The organism is Planomonospora sp. ID91781, from assembly GCF_015711595.1.
Lineage (GTDB): Bacteria > Actinomycetota > Actinomycetes > Streptosporangiales > Streptosporangiaceae > Planomonospora > Planomonospora parontospora.
Window position 1 is genome coordinate 295,090 of sequence record NZ_JABTEY010000002.1, and the last position, 13,985, is coordinate 309,074.

The window sequence follows — 13,985 nt, forward strand, 5'->3', positions numbered from 1 at the left end:
CGGAACACCATTTCGAAAGGAACCCGACATGACCACCCTGTCCCTCGCGCCCCGCATCGACGTCCGCCGCGCCGGCGAGCGCTTCGCCACCGAGATCGGCTGGCTGGACTCCAAGCACTCGTTCTCCTTCGGCCACCACCACGATGCGGCCAACACCCACCACGGGCTGCTGCTGGTCAACAACGACGACGTCGTTCATGCGGGCACCGGCTTCGACACCCACCCGCACCGGGACATGGAGATCGTCACCTGGGTGCTGCAGGGCTCCCTGGTCCACCAGGACTCCGAGGGCCACAACGGCGTCATCTACCCGGGCCTGGCCCAGCGGATGAGCGCCGGCACCGGCATCCTGCACTCGGAGAAGAACGACTCCTGGCGCCTGGCCGGTGACGTGCACGACGAGCCGGTGCACTTCGTGCAGATGTGGGTGGCGCCCGACGAGGCCGGCCTCGCCCCCGGCTACGAGCAGCTGGAGATCGACGCCGAGCTGCTCGGCGGCGGCCTGGTCCCGGTCGCCTCCGGCATGGCCAAGCACGACGGCGCCGCGGCCATCCGGATCAACAACCGCTACGCCGCGCTGTACGCCGCCCGGCTGCAGCCCGGACAGCACGTCGAGCTGCCCGAGGCGCCGTTCCTGCACCTGTTCGTGCCGCGCGGCTCCGTCACGCTGGAGGGGGCGGGCGAGCTGGGCACCGGCGACGCGGTGCGCTTCACCGCCACCGGCGGCCAGAAGATCACCGCCGCCGAGCCGGCCGAGATCCTGGTGTGGGAGATGCACGCCACCCTCGCCGCCTGACCCTCACCGCCCCGGAGGGACGGGCCGCCTGAAGGCGGCCGCGCACCATCCCCGACCACAGGGAGCACACCATGGAGCAGCAGAAGCACCCCGCATCGTCGACGACCCCCGGGCCGACCGGTTCGAGATCCTCCTGGATGAGGAGCCGGCCGGGTTCGTGACCTACACGCGCGCCAGGGCAGGGCTGTCGCTGCTGCACACCGAGATCGACCCCCGTTTCGAAGGCCGCGGCCTGGGCGCGGCCCTGGCACTCCCCGGTGCCCGCCGGGTGGCGGCGTACAGTCACCCCCATGAGTGAACCCGACCGAACCGTGTACGGCTGCGCCGTCGCGGAGGTGGCCGAGCCCGAAAGCGTCCTGCTGCCCGGCCACGACGTGCCGCTGGGCCGCTACACCACGGTGCGCCGCCTGCTGCCGCAGCGGCCGCGCCGGATGGTCGGCGCCTGGTGCTTCGCCGACCACTTCGGCCCCGAGGACGTCACCGGCCGGCCCGGCATGCAGGTGCCGCCGCACCCGCACACCGGCCTGCAGACCGTCACCTGGCTGGTCGAGGGCGAGATCGTGCACCGCGACAGCCTGGGCAGCGACCAGGCCATCACCCCGGGACAGCTGAACCTGATGACCTCCGGACACGGCATCGCGCACTCCGAGCAGTCGCCGCCCGACCACCCGCCGGGCATGCACGGGCTGCAGCTGTGGGTGGCACTGCCCGAGCACGCCCGGCACGGCGAGCCGCGCTTCGAGCACCACCCCGTCCTGCCGGTGCTGGAGGGCGGCGGGGACGGGACCGTCACCGTCGTGGTCGGCGAACTCGGCGCCGAGCGCTCCCCGGCGCGTGTGCACAGCCCGCTGCTCGGCGCGGAGGTGCTGCTGGCCTCCGGCGGGCACCGGAGGCTGCCGCTGGATCCCGGCTTCGAGCACGCGGTCCTGGTCATGTCCGGCACCGCCCGGGTGGCCGGGGTGGACCTGGAACCGGGGGCGCTGCTGTACCTCGGGCAGGGCCGCGGTGAGGCGGTCGTCGACGCCGACGGCCCGGCGCGGCTGTTCCTGCTGGGCGGTGAGCCGTTCGACGAGCCGCTGGTGATGTGGTGGAACTTCGTCGGCCGCTCCCACGAGGAGATCGTGACCGCCCGCGAGGACTGGGCCGCCGGCCTCCGGTTCGGCGCGGTGGGCGGCTGCGCGGCCGATCCGCTGCCCGCGCCCGAGCTGCCGAGCGTCCGGCTCAAGGCCCGCGACCGGCACGGCCGCGTCCTCTAGCGCGGCGCGGGCGGCATCCGGCGGGTCAGGAGCGGTAGGCGGCCGGAGACAGGCACAACCCGGCAGAGGCGCCGACTTCCGGCAGCGCGAGAGGCTGCGGCACGCGCCGGTACCGGCAGCCTGGTCTGCACCACGCCCCGGAACCTCACCGCGCATGTCCGGCTCGAACTGCGGAGTGATCGGCCTCCCGCATGTGATCGCCTCCGGGTAGGGTGAGGGCATGCTTTGACGCCTGCCCGGTGATCGGGCACCTCCGCGCTCTCCTTCGTTCGTCGCGGCTTCACCCTGGACCCACGAAGGAGACGTCTTCCATGAGCATGTCGACCCGCATCGACGTTCCTGACCTGTTCGCCGCGTCTTACGGCGCGAACGGCGCCGAGGCGCGCGCGTGGATCAATGATCTGCCCCGCCTCGGCGGCGAGTTCCTGGACCATTGGGGACTGCTGCTCGACGGCCCGGTCGCGTACGGCATGGCCTCGCTGGTCCTGCCCGTGCTTCGGAGCGACGGGGCACCTGCGGTCCTCAAGCTCCAACAGCTCCGGGAGGAGACCGCCGGCACCGCCACCGGGCTGCGGGCGTGGAAAGGCGACGGCATCGTCCGCCTGCTCGACTACGACGAGAAAAGCGGCACGCGGCTGCTGGAGCGCCTGGATGCGACCCGGCCCCTGTCGGCGGTGGCCGACGACGGTGCGGCCGTGCAGATCCTGGCCGAACTGATGGCCCGCCTGACGTCGCTACCCGCCCCGGAGGGGTTGCGGCGGCTGTCCGACGTCGCCGCGGCCATGCTCGACCAGGTCCCGCGGGCCGTGCCCGCGCTGCTTGATCCTGGTGAGCAGCGGCTGGTGCGCACCTGCGCGTCCGCGGTGGCCGAACTCGTCGGCGAGGCCGGCGATCGCCTGTTGCACTGGGACCTGCACTACGACAACGTCCTGGCGGGGGAGCGGGAACCCTGGCTGGCCATCGACCCCGAACCGCTGGCGGGGGACCCGGGATTCGAGCTGCTGCCGGCACTGGACAACCGGTGGGAGGAGATGGAGGCCACCGGTGACGTGGCGCGCGCGGTGCTGCGCCGCTTCGACCTGCTGACCGAGGTCCTCGGCCTCGACCGGGGGCGAGCGGCCGGATGGACCCTCGGCCGCGTGCTGCAGAACGCCCTGTGGGACATCGAAGACGGCAAGACCGCACTCGACCCCGCCCAGGTCACCATCGCCCTGACGCTGCTGCGCCGGCGGGAATGGAGGGGAGGGCGGCTCCTGCAGTTCACCGGGTGATCAGGCGGTGAAGCGGCCGTGAGCGGGATCGGGCCCGTCGACGGGTCCTGGGCGGCCAGCCGCAAGGGGCCGGCCGCCCGCAAGGCCTGCCGGCCCAGGAAGGCGGTCGGCTTCTCCGGGTCGCCGTCGACGCCCGCCGTGGTGTGCACTATGCGGAACATTCCGGCTTTCCCGTTGACGTTATAAATCGTTTCCTGTTGATTGGCATCGGTCCTGCAGCGGCCTGCAGTGGGTTTTCCCTGTCGCGACGCCGCTGTCCGTCCAGGATCGGTCCCTTTTCCGTTTTCACGTGCGGTTTCCACCGCGCGAAGGAGTGAGCAGATGGCAAGAAATCGCATTGTGGTGTCCCTGTCCGCCATGGCGGTGGCGGGCGGGCTGGTGGCGGGCCTGCCGGCGTCCGCCGCCGTGGCGGCCTCCCCGGCCGTCACCCCGATCTGCGCCAGCGAGTGGAACCCCGCCAAGGCGTACGCCGGCGGGCTGGTCGCCTCCTACGGCGGCCGCAACTGGCGGGCGAAGTGGTGGAACCAGAACAACGTCCCGGGCGGGTCGTCCGGCAACTGGACGGACAAGGGGGCCTGCGAGGCGAACGAGGGGAACTTCGTCGTCACCGAGGCCCAGTTCGAGGAGATGTTCAAGGAGCGCAATCCCTTCTACACCTACAGCGGCCTGGTCACGGCCCTGAGCGCCTACCCGGAGTTCGCGGCCACGGGCTCCGACACCGTCAAGAAGCAGGAGGCCGCGGCCTTCCTGGCCAACATCAGCCACGAGACCGGCGGCCTGCGCCACATCGTGGAGGTCAACACCGCGAACTACTCCCACTACTGCGAACCCGCCAAGCCGTACGGCTGCCCTGCGGGCCTGTCGTCCTACTACGGCCGCGGGCCGATCCAGCTGAGCTGGAACTTCAACTACAAGGCGGCCGGCGACGCGCTGGAGATCGACCTGCTCAACAACCCGGATCTGGTGCAGAAGGAGGCCTCGGTGGCGTGGATGACCGCCATCTGGTACTGGATGACCCAGAACGGTCCCGGCACGATGACGCCGCACGCGGCGATGGTCGGCGGGCACGGTTTCGGCGAGACGATCCGCAGCATCAACGGCCGGCTGGAGTGCGACGGCGCCAACTCCCGGCAGGTGGAGAACCGGGTGAGGCTCTACCTGGAGTTCACCGGGATCCTGGGCGTCGACCCGGGTTCCGGCCTGCGGTGCTGACCGTGCGGCGGCACACCGTTCCGTCTGGCGGCGAAACGGTGTGAGGGGAAGGGTGCGGACCGTTTCCGCGCCCTTTCCCGGTTTTCGTTTCCTCGTCTCGGTGAATCGCTTTCGCATGCCTTCGTACGATTGATTCCCGGAATTTCCAGCCTTGTGAACCACCCATGGTCTGCAGAATTCGGCAATTGCCCCGATGCGGATGCCGAAGTCCTCGTGTACCACGGCTACGGTCCCGCGGGGTGCCGCCGTCGCTTCGTCACGTATCGCCGGAGCGGCGGGAAGTGCGGGGTCTGCTGTCCTGCGTGGTGGCCCGGGCGCTCTCACCGGTCCGGCCGGGAGCCGGGGCGCCGGTGGCGGGCAGCGTGAAGATGAACCGGGAGCCCCCGCCGGGGTTGTCCTCGGCCCGGATCGTGCCGCCGTGCCGTTCGACGATGCGCTTGCAGATGGCCAGGCCGAGCCCGCTGCCGGTGTACGGACCGCCCGTGTGGGCGCGGCGGAAGTTCTCGAAGATCATCTGGTGCCGGCCCGGGGGAATGCCGATGCCGCGGTCGGCGATCTCGACGCGGACCCAGCCGGGCCGCTCGAGCGCGGAGGTGACGGTGATGCGCGGCCGCTGATCCGGGGCGGTGTATTTGATCGCGTTGCCGATCAGGTTGTCCAGCAGCTGGCGCAGCAGCGCCGCATCGGCCCGGACCGCATCCAGCGGGCCGATGTCGAAGACCGGGCCCGGCCCGTGCGGCAGGTCGCCGCGGGCTGCGGCGACCTGCCGCACGGCGGATTCGAGCGCGACCGGCTCGAGGGCCAGGGGGGCGTCCCGCGCGGTGGCGTGCGCCAGCAGGTCGTCGATCAGTTCCTGCATCTGGGCGGCGGCGCGCCGGATGCGGGCGATGCCGTCGGCCAGCTCACCGGTCGCCTCACCGGCGGGTCCGGCGTCGAGGGCATCGGTCAGCAGCTGCGCCCAGGCACTGACGGTGGACAGGGGGTTGCGCAGGTCGTGGGCGACGATGCCGGCGAAGGCCGTCAGCTCGTCGCGCTGGCGCCGCTCGGCGGTGACGTCGTGGAAGACCACGACCACCGCCCGGTCGTGGGCGGGCAGCCGGGTGGCGCTGACGCTGAGCAGGTGCTCCTGGCGTCCGTCCAGCGGGCAGGCCAGGACGTCCATGTCGCGGACCTCGTGGCCGGACAGGGCCAGCATGTGCGGCTGCCGCCGCTCGCTGAGGGGCGTGCCGTCGGGATGCAGCAGCCGGTACGCCTCGAAGGAGACCGGCACGGAGGTCAAGGGGGTGGCCCCGGCTCCCAGCAGGCGCCGGGCGGCCGGGTTGCTCATCACGACGCGCCCGTCGGCGTCGACGACCACCAGCCCGTCGTGCATCGCCTCGACGATGGCCGCCAGCATCCCGGCTTGCGCGCCGAGCTCCTGTTCGGCGGCGGCCCGCTGCCTGAAGAGCGTCTCGCGTTCGTCGCGGCCGAGCGCCAGGGCCAGGCCGATCACGGCGACCATGCCGACGAAGACCTGCGCCATCAGCACCCGGGTGGTGGGGGAGCCGATCGCGGCGAACGGGCCGCCGCCGTAGGCGGTGAAGGCGACGGCGGCGGTGCCGGTGATCAGGGCGTGCAGGGCCGTGAAGGTGGCGCCGAACCGTACGGCGGTCCACACCGTCATGCTCATCAGCAGGAACGTCAGCGGCAGGTCGCGCAGGATCCAGAACGTCGCGATGTAGGCCGCGGCCGAGGCCGTCACCAGGGCGCAGAACTCCGCGATGCGCCGGTCGGGAGTGCGGGCCAGCCTCTCGCGGACCGCCTGCCGGGCCACGGCCGGACGGGTCAGGACACCGGGCCGGCGCTCGGACAAGCGCCCCAGGCGCAGGCCGAGCGCTGTGATCACCAGGATGCTGACGAGGTTGCGGGTCAGCCACACCGCGGCCGACACCACCGAGACCGGGCCGTCGGAGGCCTCCAGCGCGGCCGGGCCGATGAGCGCGCCGACCCCGGCACCGGCGAGCGCGGCCGCCAGCAGCCCCCACAGGTGCTGGACCCGCTCGAAAGCCCCCAGCCCGGGGCGTTCCATACCTGCGGGCAGGAACGGGTGAACACGGCCAAGAAGACCAGCAGCTGCGCGACATTGGCCGCCGTGAGGGCGGCGCTCAGCGGCAGGTCCGCCCCGGTCACCAGGTTGCCTGTGAGCGTGATCGCCGCCAGCACCGATACGTCCAGCCACCGGGACCGTACGTGCCGCTGGGCCAGCAGCCACACCGTCCCCACCCCGGCGGCCGGCCATATCAGCCCCAGCTCCGTCCCGCCGATCAGGTCCATCCGGCCGATGAACACCGCGGCGGCGTACAGCACGGCGAACGCCGCCGTGCGGCGCGGCGTCATGCCGCTACCCGGCATCGGGACGGCGCTGCGCCGGGTCGCGGGTCGCGGATACGGGGCGCCGACACCGCATCACGGCAGGCCACCGGCCGCCGCCAGGACCGGAAAGGCACAGGCATTCACGGGTCTTCACGTGAGACGGCGGCCGCGAGGCCGGGGCCGCGCCCGGCCGGCAGACCTGCGGCCGCGGCGGCCGCGACCGCCTGGTGCAGGTGCTCGTGCAGGTCGTCCGATCCCGGGCGGCCGGGGCCGGCGGGAGCCGGCAGCGGGCTGCCGGTCACCTCGTACCTTTCGGCGGCAGAGGGCGAGACGCCCGCGGTGAAGAGCCATGACCTACGACTACCCGAATCGACCACTCTAAGTAACAACATTCAGTGAATGTGTCACCCAAGGTGATGTCTGCTTGCGCATGCTCACCGCCGTCCCGTACCTGCGGGCGCAGGGCGGCCACAACGCCCGAGAGGGAGGTCGACCATTGCCTTGACCAACTGTTGACTAGAAGTGTTTGAGTATTTACTTTTAGTGACAGAGGCGGAAGGCGGACATCTTCCCCGGCCGTGAACGACACGGGCCCGGCTTTCCGTTCACCGTCCTCGGCCCTCCCGGGCAGGCACGGACGCCGCCCGCGACATCCCTTCCCCCTTCCCCGCGAAAGGAGCCGCGCCATGCCGCTCGCCGGCGCCCCGCCCACCGGATCGGTGATGATGGTCCACCACGTCACCGGCACCTACTTCATGTGCAACGACTTCCACGACAACGTCGGCAACCACGTCCAGACCTGGGCCCAGGACCCCTTCGCCGACGCCACCAGCCACCGCTGGACCCTCGCCCGCAACTCCGACGGCACCGTCGTCATTCGCTCCGCGGCCCACGGCCGGGCCCTGTCCGCCGGCGCCAACCCCGCCGACGTGGTGACCCTGAAGGAGGGCAACGACAGCCTGCACCAGAACTGGCGCTTCGAGCCCGTCGACGTCAGCACCGACGGCTACGTCATCGCCTCGGTCGTCCACCCCTCCTACGCCCTGTCCATCGCCTCCCATCTGCAGGCCAACGACCAGCTCCTCGGCCTGACCCGCATGTGGGGCGGCGCGAACCTCGCCCAGGTGTGGAAGGTCTTCCCCCACGGCGCCTGACCTCTCACCCCGACTCACCCCGGCGCCCTGCCCGGCCGCGAGCCTGCGGCAGGGCGTCACCACGTCCTCCCTGCCTGTGCATCGGGCTGCAGAGCCCGGTCCTGGCGCCGGGCCGCCCTTCGGGAACGGAGTCCGAGCAGGGCGTCGATCACCAGGAAGAGCACCAGCGAGACTCCCATCAGTGGCACGAAGATCCCGGCGGCGGCGGTGAGCAGGCCCAGCGGCGTCAGCACGGTCCAGTGCACCTGCCGCCAGCCGCCCCGAGGGTACGGCTCGCCGAAGCCGCGGGTGGGCCGCCGTAGCCACCACATGCGGTAGCCGAGCACGATGAGGATGATCAGAGCGATGGCCAGCGCGGCCAGCAGGATCTGGTTGGCCGGGCCGAACAGCAGCCCCATGTGCCCGTCGACGCCCCACCGGAGGAGTTTCGCGGCGAGAGGGTAGTCGGCGAAGCGCAGCTCGCCGGTCACCTGGCCGGTGGCGGCGTCGACGGCGACCTGGTCCAGCCGGGTGGGCGCGGTCTTGTCGATCTCCCTGACGAGGTAGGGGGCGCCTGGGTCGCCGGGCCAGACGATCTCCAGCGGACCGGACAGGCCCTTGTCCGCAGCGGCCCGGGCGATGCGGTCCACGCCGACGTCGGCCGTGGCGGCACGGTGCCCTCCCGCGCCCGTGTGCGCGGCGTGGCCGCCGCCCTGAGGGCTGATCGACGGAGCGGCCGTCCAGCCGAGCGTCACACTCAGGCCGGTGACGGACAGGAACAGCAGGCCCGGCACCGCCCACAGGCCGACCGAGCCGTGCCAGGACAGCGTGCGGCGCCCTCCGCGGACGGCACGGCCGGGGAGCAGGAGCCGACGCTTCTCACGGCGGCGCCGGGTGACCCACAGCGCCAGACCGCCGAGCGCGACCACCCACAGCCACCCGGCGGCCAGCTCGCTGTAGATCCCTCCGGGCTCGCCGAGGTGCAGGTCGCGGTGGAGGTTGGAGATCCAGGCCCGTACGGGCAGCGCTCCCACGTCGCCGTAGCTCTCCAGCTGGCCGCGTACCCGGCCGGTGTGGGGATCGACGAAGACGGCCAGTCGCGTGCTCTCGGGCAGCCCGGGCCGGTCCATCAGGACCCGAGTGGTGTGGCCGGGCTCGGCGGCGGGGCGTACCGCCGTGATCGTGCCCTGGGGCTGCGCCGCCCGGGCGGCCTCGATCTGCCGGCTTAGGGGGAGGGTGGCCGGGCCGGCGGGCGCGGTGAGCTCGTGCCGGTAGACGACCTGCTCGATCTGGAAGGAAGCGGCGTACAGCAGGCCGGTGCCGGCGGCGACGAGCAGGAAGGGGGCGACGAGGATGCCCGCGTAGAAGTGCAGCCGCAGCACCAGGGGGCGCAACGCGGCCCAGACCGCCGGGCGTCCGGGGGGCGTCCCGGGGGCTTGCCCGGCAGCGCTGCTGCGGTCGGCGGTAGAGGTCATCGGGTGTTTCTCCACTCAGGGGCGGGCGAACGCGGCGATGGAGGTGCGTCTGAGGCTGATCATGACGAACCCCAGCGCGTAAGGCACGGCCCCGCTGACTTCGAGGATCTGCACGACGGGGGAGTGCGGACCGGTGACGAAGAGCGTCAGCCCTCCGATCGTGTAGACGATGGCCCCCGTCCCGATCAGCAGGCCGGGCCACCTCGCGCCCTGCCTCACCAGGAGGCGCCCCAGCAACGCGCATCCCAGAGGGAACAGCAGCAGCGCCGGCAGTACGACAGCGGCCACGCCGGTGTTCAGGTCGGCGGGGGTGTGCACGATGTCGGGGGCGTAGCGGGCCACCACGGGGTTGCGCGAGCCGTCGATGACGATGAGGGCGAACCAGAGAAGATGACCGATCATGGCTGTGAGCACGACCGGAATCGCCTTCCTGCCGAGCCGTTGGAAGTCGACGGCGTATCCGGATGCCAGGCTCACCGCGAGCAGCAGCAGTCCGAGGGCCTGGACGTCGTGGGTGAGACCGTAGACGTCTCCGGCGGAGCGGATGCCCGCGCCGTCGCGGGCCGGATGGAGCACGACGCCCAACAGGAAGAGCGCACCGCCGGACGCCGCGGTCGTTCTGCCGATCATCCTGAGGCGCGTACGCGGGATCTCATCCTGTCCGAGTTCGGCGATGACCATGGAGTCGCTCCAGAGGGTTGTAGGATGCAACTCATAATACAGAGGTAGAGTTGTAACTTGCAACTGTGGAGGTGTGCAGCGTGGAAGGAAAGCTGGGCCCTGAAGGTCTCGAGTCCCTCCTCACCGACCTGCTGATCGAGATGGGGCTCCAACGAGCCGACTCCGTGCTCCCCGGCCTGGCGCTGTCGCTCAGCGAAGGATGGGCGCTCGTCGAACTCAACCGGGTGGGCACGGTGCATCAGCAGCACATCGCGGCCCGCCTGCAGCTGGAGAAGAGCAGCGCCAGCCGTCTGCTGGCCGGCCTGGAGCGGCAGGGCTGGCTGACCAGGGAGCGAGACCCGGCCAACCGGCGCTACTACCGGCTCGCGCTCACCGCGGAAGGCCGAGCCGTCGCCGATCACATCGAAGAGCACCTGCACGAACGCCACGCGCGGATCCTGGCCCGGCTCGACGATTCGGAGCGCACCGCCCTGGCTGTCGGGATCTCCGCCCTGGCGCGCGCGATGCGGGAGACCACGGCGCACGCCGGAACGGCGACCACCTCCCACCACCGTGGTCAGGAGCGGAGCGCGTCCACCCGCCCCGCCTGACGCGCCGCCGGAAGCTCCATGGTGACGCGGAGGCCGCCCTGCGGGCCCGGCCCGGCGCGGACCCGGCCGCCGTGGGCCGAGGCGATGGCGGCGACGATGGGCAGTCCCAGGCCGACCCCGTCGCCGGAGCGGGTGCGGTCAGGCCGGCGGCGCCGGAAGGGCTGGAAGAGCTCCGCCACCTGCTCCGGCTCGATCCGGTCTCCCGAGTTGACGACGACCAGCTCGGCGCCGTCCGGCGTGGGCCGCAGGACGACGTCCACCGTGCCGTCCGCGCGGTTGTGCCTGACGGCGTTGGTCACCAGGTTGACGAGCAGCGCCTCGATCAGGATCGGGTCGCCGGCAACGGTGACCGGTTCCAGATCGGCCCGGATGTCCAGGCCCGGCGGAGAGGCCGTCGCGTCGAGCACCTGCCGGGCGAGCCGGGCCAGGTCCACCGGTTCCTCTCCCGGCGATGCGTGCTCGGCGTAGGCCAGCAGCAGGAGGCGTTCGACGAGTTGCTGCGTACGGATGGTCTGGGCCAGCGCGCGTTCGCTCGTCCGTCGCATGTCGGCGAGCGTGGCCCCCGGGTCGCCCAGCCCGACCTCCAGTACGGTTCGCTGGTTGGCGAGGGGGGTCCGCAGCTCGTGGGCGATGTCGGCGATGAGGCGCCGCTCCTCGTCGAAGGCGCGCTGGAGCCTGGCGAGCATGGCGTCGAAGGTGTCGGCGAGCTCGCGCAGCTCGTCGTCGGGCCCGTCGAGGCCGATCCGCCGGCTCAGGTCGTCCTCCGACAGGCGGCGGGCGGTGGTGGTGATCCGCTGGACGGTCCGCAGGACGCGGCCGACCACCAGCCGCCCCGCCACGAGCGTCACGATGGCCGTGACGGCGAGCGTGGCGATCGACTGCCGCAGCAGTTCCCCGAGCGTCCGGTCGCGCCTGGCCACGGCGCTGTCCGCGACGGCTCGCCGGGCCTGGGCGGTGTCGGACGCGCTGACGGGGCGGCCGTCCCTGACGACGATCTCTCCGGAGGAGGAGGCGGGCGGCCCGGACGCGGTGTCCAGGCGTACGGGCAGCCGGGAGGCGACCAGCGAGTAGTTCACCGCGAGCACCGCGGCCCCCGCCAGCAGGACCAGGCCGGTGTAGAGCACGGGGAGGCGCAGCCGGATCGAGGGCCGCAGGCGTACCGCGGTCACCAGGCTCGCCAGGCTCACCGCGCTCACGACCCGGCCGCCGGGCCGGGCAGGAGACGGTAACCGGCCGCGCGGACCGTCTCGATGACCGGTGGGTCGCCCAGCTTGCGGCGCAGGCCGACCATCGTGACGCGCACCGCGTTCGTGAAGGGGTCGGCGTTCTCGTCCCACACCCGTTCGAGCAGTTCCTCGGCGCTCACGACCACCTCGGGCTCCGCCGCCAGCACGGCCAGGACGCCGAACTCCTTGGCCGTGAGATTCACCGCCCGCCCACCCCGTACGACCCGGCGCCGGGGCGTGTCCACGGTCAGGTCGCCGATCTCGAGCACGGGGGGCCGGATCGCCGCGCCGCGCCGGACGAGAGCGTCGATCCGGGCGACGACCTCGGCGAACGCGAAGGGTTTCGGCAGATAGTCGTCGGCACCGAGGTTCAGGCCGGCGACACGGTCGCTCAGGCCGCCCGCCGCGGTGAGCATGAGGACCCGGGCGCCGGTACGGCCGGCCACGACGCGGCGGCAGACCTCGTCCCCGTGCATGCCGGGAAGGTCCCGGTCCAGCACGATCACGTCGTACCGCTGCCCCAGGGCCCGCTCCAGGCCGCCGACGCCGTCCAGGGCGACGTCGACCGCGAACCCGTGCCGGCGCAGCCCTGCCCCGACCGCCTCGGCCATGATCTCTTCGTCCTCCACCACCAGAACCCGCACGAGCCGGAATCTAGCGTCGCCATGATTCAGTGAACGTAAGGTTCTCCGGCCTCTCCGGGCCCGGCGGCCAACGCTGCCCGAACACGCCGCCCTGTAGTCATGGCAGTGCCGGTGCGCCACTCGCGGCCCGCCCGGCCGTACAGAAACCCTGCTCCCGGAGGACCACTCATGCGGCCATGCACACGCCGTTCCCTGCTGACCAGATATCTGCCCGCCCTGCTCGTGACGGGCGCGGGCGCCGCCGCCTGCGGATCGGACGGACGCCGGATCCCCCCGGCGGCCCGGACCGCCGGGGGGACGGCCGGGGGGACGGCCGCTCCCCAGGCCGTCACGGCGATCCTCGCCCGGTTCGCGAGCCATCGGATCGTCACGATCGGCGACTTCCACGGGCTCGCCCAGCTCGGCGACTTCTACCGGACCCTCGTCGCCAGCCCCGCGTTCCCCGACCGCTGCCGCAACATCGTGGTGGAGTTCGGCAACGCCCACTACCAGGGGCTCGTGGACCGCTACGTGTCCGGCGGCGAGGTGGACGCCGGCGAACTCGCCAAGGTGTGGACGACCACCGTCGGTTTCGGCGACCAGCCCATGCCCGAGATGTACGGCCGCTTCTACACGGCCGTGCGCCGGGCGAACGCCGGCCTGCCGCCGCGGCGGCGGCTCAGGGTCTGGCTCGGCGACCCGCCCAACGATCCGGCCTCCCCGCTCCGCACCCCTCCGGAGCGGGATCGGCACTTCGCCGGCGTCGTCACGGCGGTGGCCGACCGAGGTGAGACCGTCCTCGCCATCATGGGCGACTTCCATCTGATGCCCGGCGGGTTCTCCTTCCCCGAACCGGGGGAGCCCGGAGGCCCCATCACCCGGACCGACGGTGGTGCGTCGCCGTTCCCGCAGCGGTCCGGCGGGAACGGCGACGCACCACCGCCCCCGCCGGCCCCCGGCCGGAACGTCCGCCAGCTGCTGGACGCCCGCCATCCTGGCCGGACGTACGCCGTCCGGGTCCACAACGGGCTCGCCGAACCGGACTGCAACCGGAGACTGGAGGCCCACCTCGCCTCCTGGCCGGCCCCCGGCATGCGGTCCCTGGGGGAGGACCGGGAACTGGCGGCCATCCTCCGCGACGGGAACTGCCACGACCTCATGGTCGCCTTCCCGAAGTTCGACAAGGCCTGGGCGGACGGCTATCTCTACCTCGGCCCCGTCGACGCGCTGAGCATGTCACCGGTGCCGGGGAAACGGCCGATGACCCTCCGGGAGTTCATCGAGCGGGCACGCGAGGACTTCAGCGGGGACGGGCCGCAGGGGTCCGGACCCGGCCCGGCGCGGATCACGGCGCCGTAAGGGCCGGCGCG

The 13,985-nt window shown here is 72.3% G+C and carries 14 protein-coding genes and 1 pseudogene; 8 read left to right on the plus strand and 7 right to left on the minus strand.

What is annotated here, in order from left to right:
* The first annotated feature begins 28 nt into the window (after positions 1–28).
* The 4 genes from HS048_RS20495 to HS048_RS20510 all read left to right on the plus strand — a co-directional run bounded on the left by HS048_RS20495 (position 29) and on the right by HS048_RS20510 (position 3,323).
* Positions 29–796: a pirin-like bicupin family protein gene (locus HS048_RS20495; RefSeq protein ID WP_196468285.1), complete on the plus strand. Its 768-nt coding sequence runs from the start codon at positions 29–31 to the stop codon at positions 794–796.
* A 127-nt stretch (positions 797–923) separates the two neighbouring features.
* A complete protein-coding gene (locus HS048_RS38915) occupies positions 924–1,094 on the plus strand; it encodes a GNAT family N-acetyltransferase (protein WP_269435893.1) in 171 nt (56 codons plus the stop codon).
* Entirely contained in the window at positions 1,087–2,052 is a 966-nt protein-coding gene (locus HS048_RS20505; protein WP_196468287.1) for a pirin family protein, read from the plus strand. Before HS048_RS38915 ends, HS048_RS20505 begins: the two co-directional genes overlap by 8 nt.
* A 311-nt stretch (positions 2,053–2,363) precedes the next feature.
* Positions 2,364–3,323, plus strand: coding sequence for an aminoglycoside phosphotransferase family protein (locus HS048_RS20510; protein ID WP_196468288.1), 960 nt, complete (start codon positions 2,364–2,366; stop codon positions 3,321–3,323).
* A 20-nt stretch (positions 3,324–3,343) separates the two neighbouring features.
* Here the strand turns inward: HS048_RS20510 and HS048_RS39140 are convergent.
* Positions 3,344–3,682, minus strand: a pseudogene (locus HS048_RS39140) (DUF6245 family protein); the annotation flags it as partial.
* Between HS048_RS39140 and HS048_RS20515 the strand changes: the two are divergent.
* Entirely contained in the window at positions 3,645–4,535 is an 891-nt protein-coding gene (locus HS048_RS20515) for a glycoside hydrolase family 19 protein (protein WP_196468289.1), read from the plus strand. The pseudogene HS048_RS39140 and the gene HS048_RS20515 sit on opposite strands and share 38 nt — an antisense overlap.
* Positions 4,536–4,791: 256 nt before the next feature.
* Here the strand turns inward: HS048_RS20515 and HS048_RS20520 are convergent, their stop codons facing one another.
* Positions 4,792–6,603 carry an ATP-binding protein gene (locus HS048_RS20520; protein WP_196468290.1) on the minus strand — a complete coding sequence of 604 codons (1,812 nt, stop codon included), beginning with the start codon at positions 6,601–6,603 and terminating at the stop codon, positions 4,792–4,794.
* Positions 6,604–7,027: 424 nt separating this feature from the next.
* The gene (locus HS048_RS20525; RefSeq protein WP_196468291.1) at positions 7,028–7,189 is read right to left on the minus strand and encodes a hypothetical protein; all 162 of its coding nucleotides are present in this window, start codon (positions 7,187–7,189) and stop codon (positions 7,028–7,030) included.
* 384 nt (positions 7,190–7,573) lie between these two features.
* Between HS048_RS20525 and HS048_RS20530 the strand changes: the two genes are divergently transcribed.
* Complete coding sequence (locus HS048_RS20530; protein WP_068900948.1) at positions 7,574–8,041, plus strand: RICIN domain-containing protein; 468 nt, start codon at positions 7,574–7,576, stop codon at positions 8,039–8,041.
* Positions 8,042–8,097: 56 nt separating this feature from the next.
* Here HS048_RS20530 and HS048_RS20535 read toward each other — a convergent pair whose 3' ends face one another.
* Both HS048_RS20535 and HS048_RS20540 read right to left on the minus strand, forming a co-directional pair.
* On the minus strand, positions 8,098–9,495 hold the full coding sequence (locus HS048_RS20535; protein ID WP_196468292.1) for a PepSY domain-containing protein: 1,398 nt from the start codon (positions 9,493–9,495) through the stop codon (positions 8,098–8,100).
* A gap of 15 nt (positions 9,496–9,510) precedes the next feature.
* Complete coding sequence (locus HS048_RS20540; RefSeq protein ID WP_196468293.1) at positions 9,511–10,125, minus strand: hypothetical protein; 615 nt, start codon at positions 10,123–10,125, stop codon at positions 9,511–9,513.
* Positions 10,126–10,256: 131 nt separating this feature from the next.
* On the opposite strand from HS048_RS20540, the gene HS048_RS20545 reads away from it, so the two are divergent.
* Positions 10,257–10,766, plus strand: coding sequence for a MarR family winged helix-turn-helix transcriptional regulator (locus HS048_RS20545; RefSeq protein WP_068900954.1), 510 nt, complete (start codon positions 10,257–10,259; stop codon positions 10,764–10,766).
* On the opposite strand, the gene HS048_RS20550 is transcribed toward HS048_RS20545, so the two are convergent.
* Both HS048_RS20550 and HS048_RS20555 read right to left on the minus strand, forming a co-directional pair.
* Complete coding sequence (locus HS048_RS20550; protein WP_196468294.1) at positions 10,733–11,953, minus strand: cell wall metabolism sensor histidine kinase WalK; 1,221 nt, start codon at positions 11,951–11,953, stop codon at positions 10,733–10,735. The genes HS048_RS20545 and HS048_RS20550 overlap by 34 nt on opposite strands.
* A 5-nt stretch (positions 11,954–11,958) precedes the next feature.
* Positions 11,959–12,636, minus strand: a complete 678-nt coding sequence (locus tag HS048_RS20555; RefSeq protein ID WP_196468295.1) for a response regulator transcription factor — start codon at positions 12,634–12,636, stop codon at positions 11,959–11,961.
* Between the two features lie 168 nt (positions 12,637–12,804).
* On the opposite strand from HS048_RS20555, the gene HS048_RS20560 reads away from it, so the two are divergent.
* Complete coding sequence (locus tag HS048_RS20560) at positions 12,805–13,974, plus strand: hypothetical protein (protein ID WP_196468296.1); 1,170 nt, start codon at positions 12,805–12,807, stop codon at positions 13,972–13,974.
* Positions 13,975–13,985: the final 11 nt, after the last annotated feature.

Bases quoted from the DNA above. Each gene is read 5' to 3' on its own strand.
- HS048_RS20495 (WP_196468285.1), top strand. From the start codon at position 29: ATGACCACCCTGTCCCTCGCGCCCCGCATCGACGTCCGCCGCGCCGGC.
- HS048_RS20505 (WP_196468287.1), top strand. From the start codon at position 1,087: ATGAGTGAACCCGACCGAACCGTGTACGGCTGCGCCGTCGCGGAGGTG.
- HS048_RS20510 (WP_196468288.1), top strand. From the start codon at position 2,364: ATGAGCATGTCGACCCGCATCGACGTTCCTGACCTGTTCGCCGCGTCT.
- HS048_RS20515 (WP_196468289.1), top strand. From the start codon at position 3,645: ATGGCAAGAAATCGCATTGTGGTGTCCCTGTCCGCCATGGCGGTGGCG.
- HS048_RS20520 (WP_196468290.1), bottom strand. From the start codon at position 6,603: ATGGAACGCCCCGGGCTGGGGGCTTTCGAGCGGGTCCAGCACCTGTGG.
- HS048_RS20530 (WP_068900948.1), top strand. From the start codon at position 7,574: ATGCCGCTCGCCGGCGCCCCGCCCACCGGATCGGTGATGATGGTCCAC.
- HS048_RS20535 (WP_196468292.1), bottom strand. From the start codon at position 9,495: ATGACCTCTACCGCCGACCGCAGCAGCGCTGCCGGGCAAGCCCCCGGG.
- HS048_RS20540 (WP_196468293.1), bottom strand. From the start codon at position 10,125: ATGATCGGCAGAACGACCGCGGCGTCCGGCGGTGCGCTCTTCCTGTTG.
- HS048_RS20560 (WP_196468296.1), top strand. From the start codon at position 12,805: ATGCGGCCATGCACACGCCGTTCCCTGCTGACCAGATATCTGCCCGCC.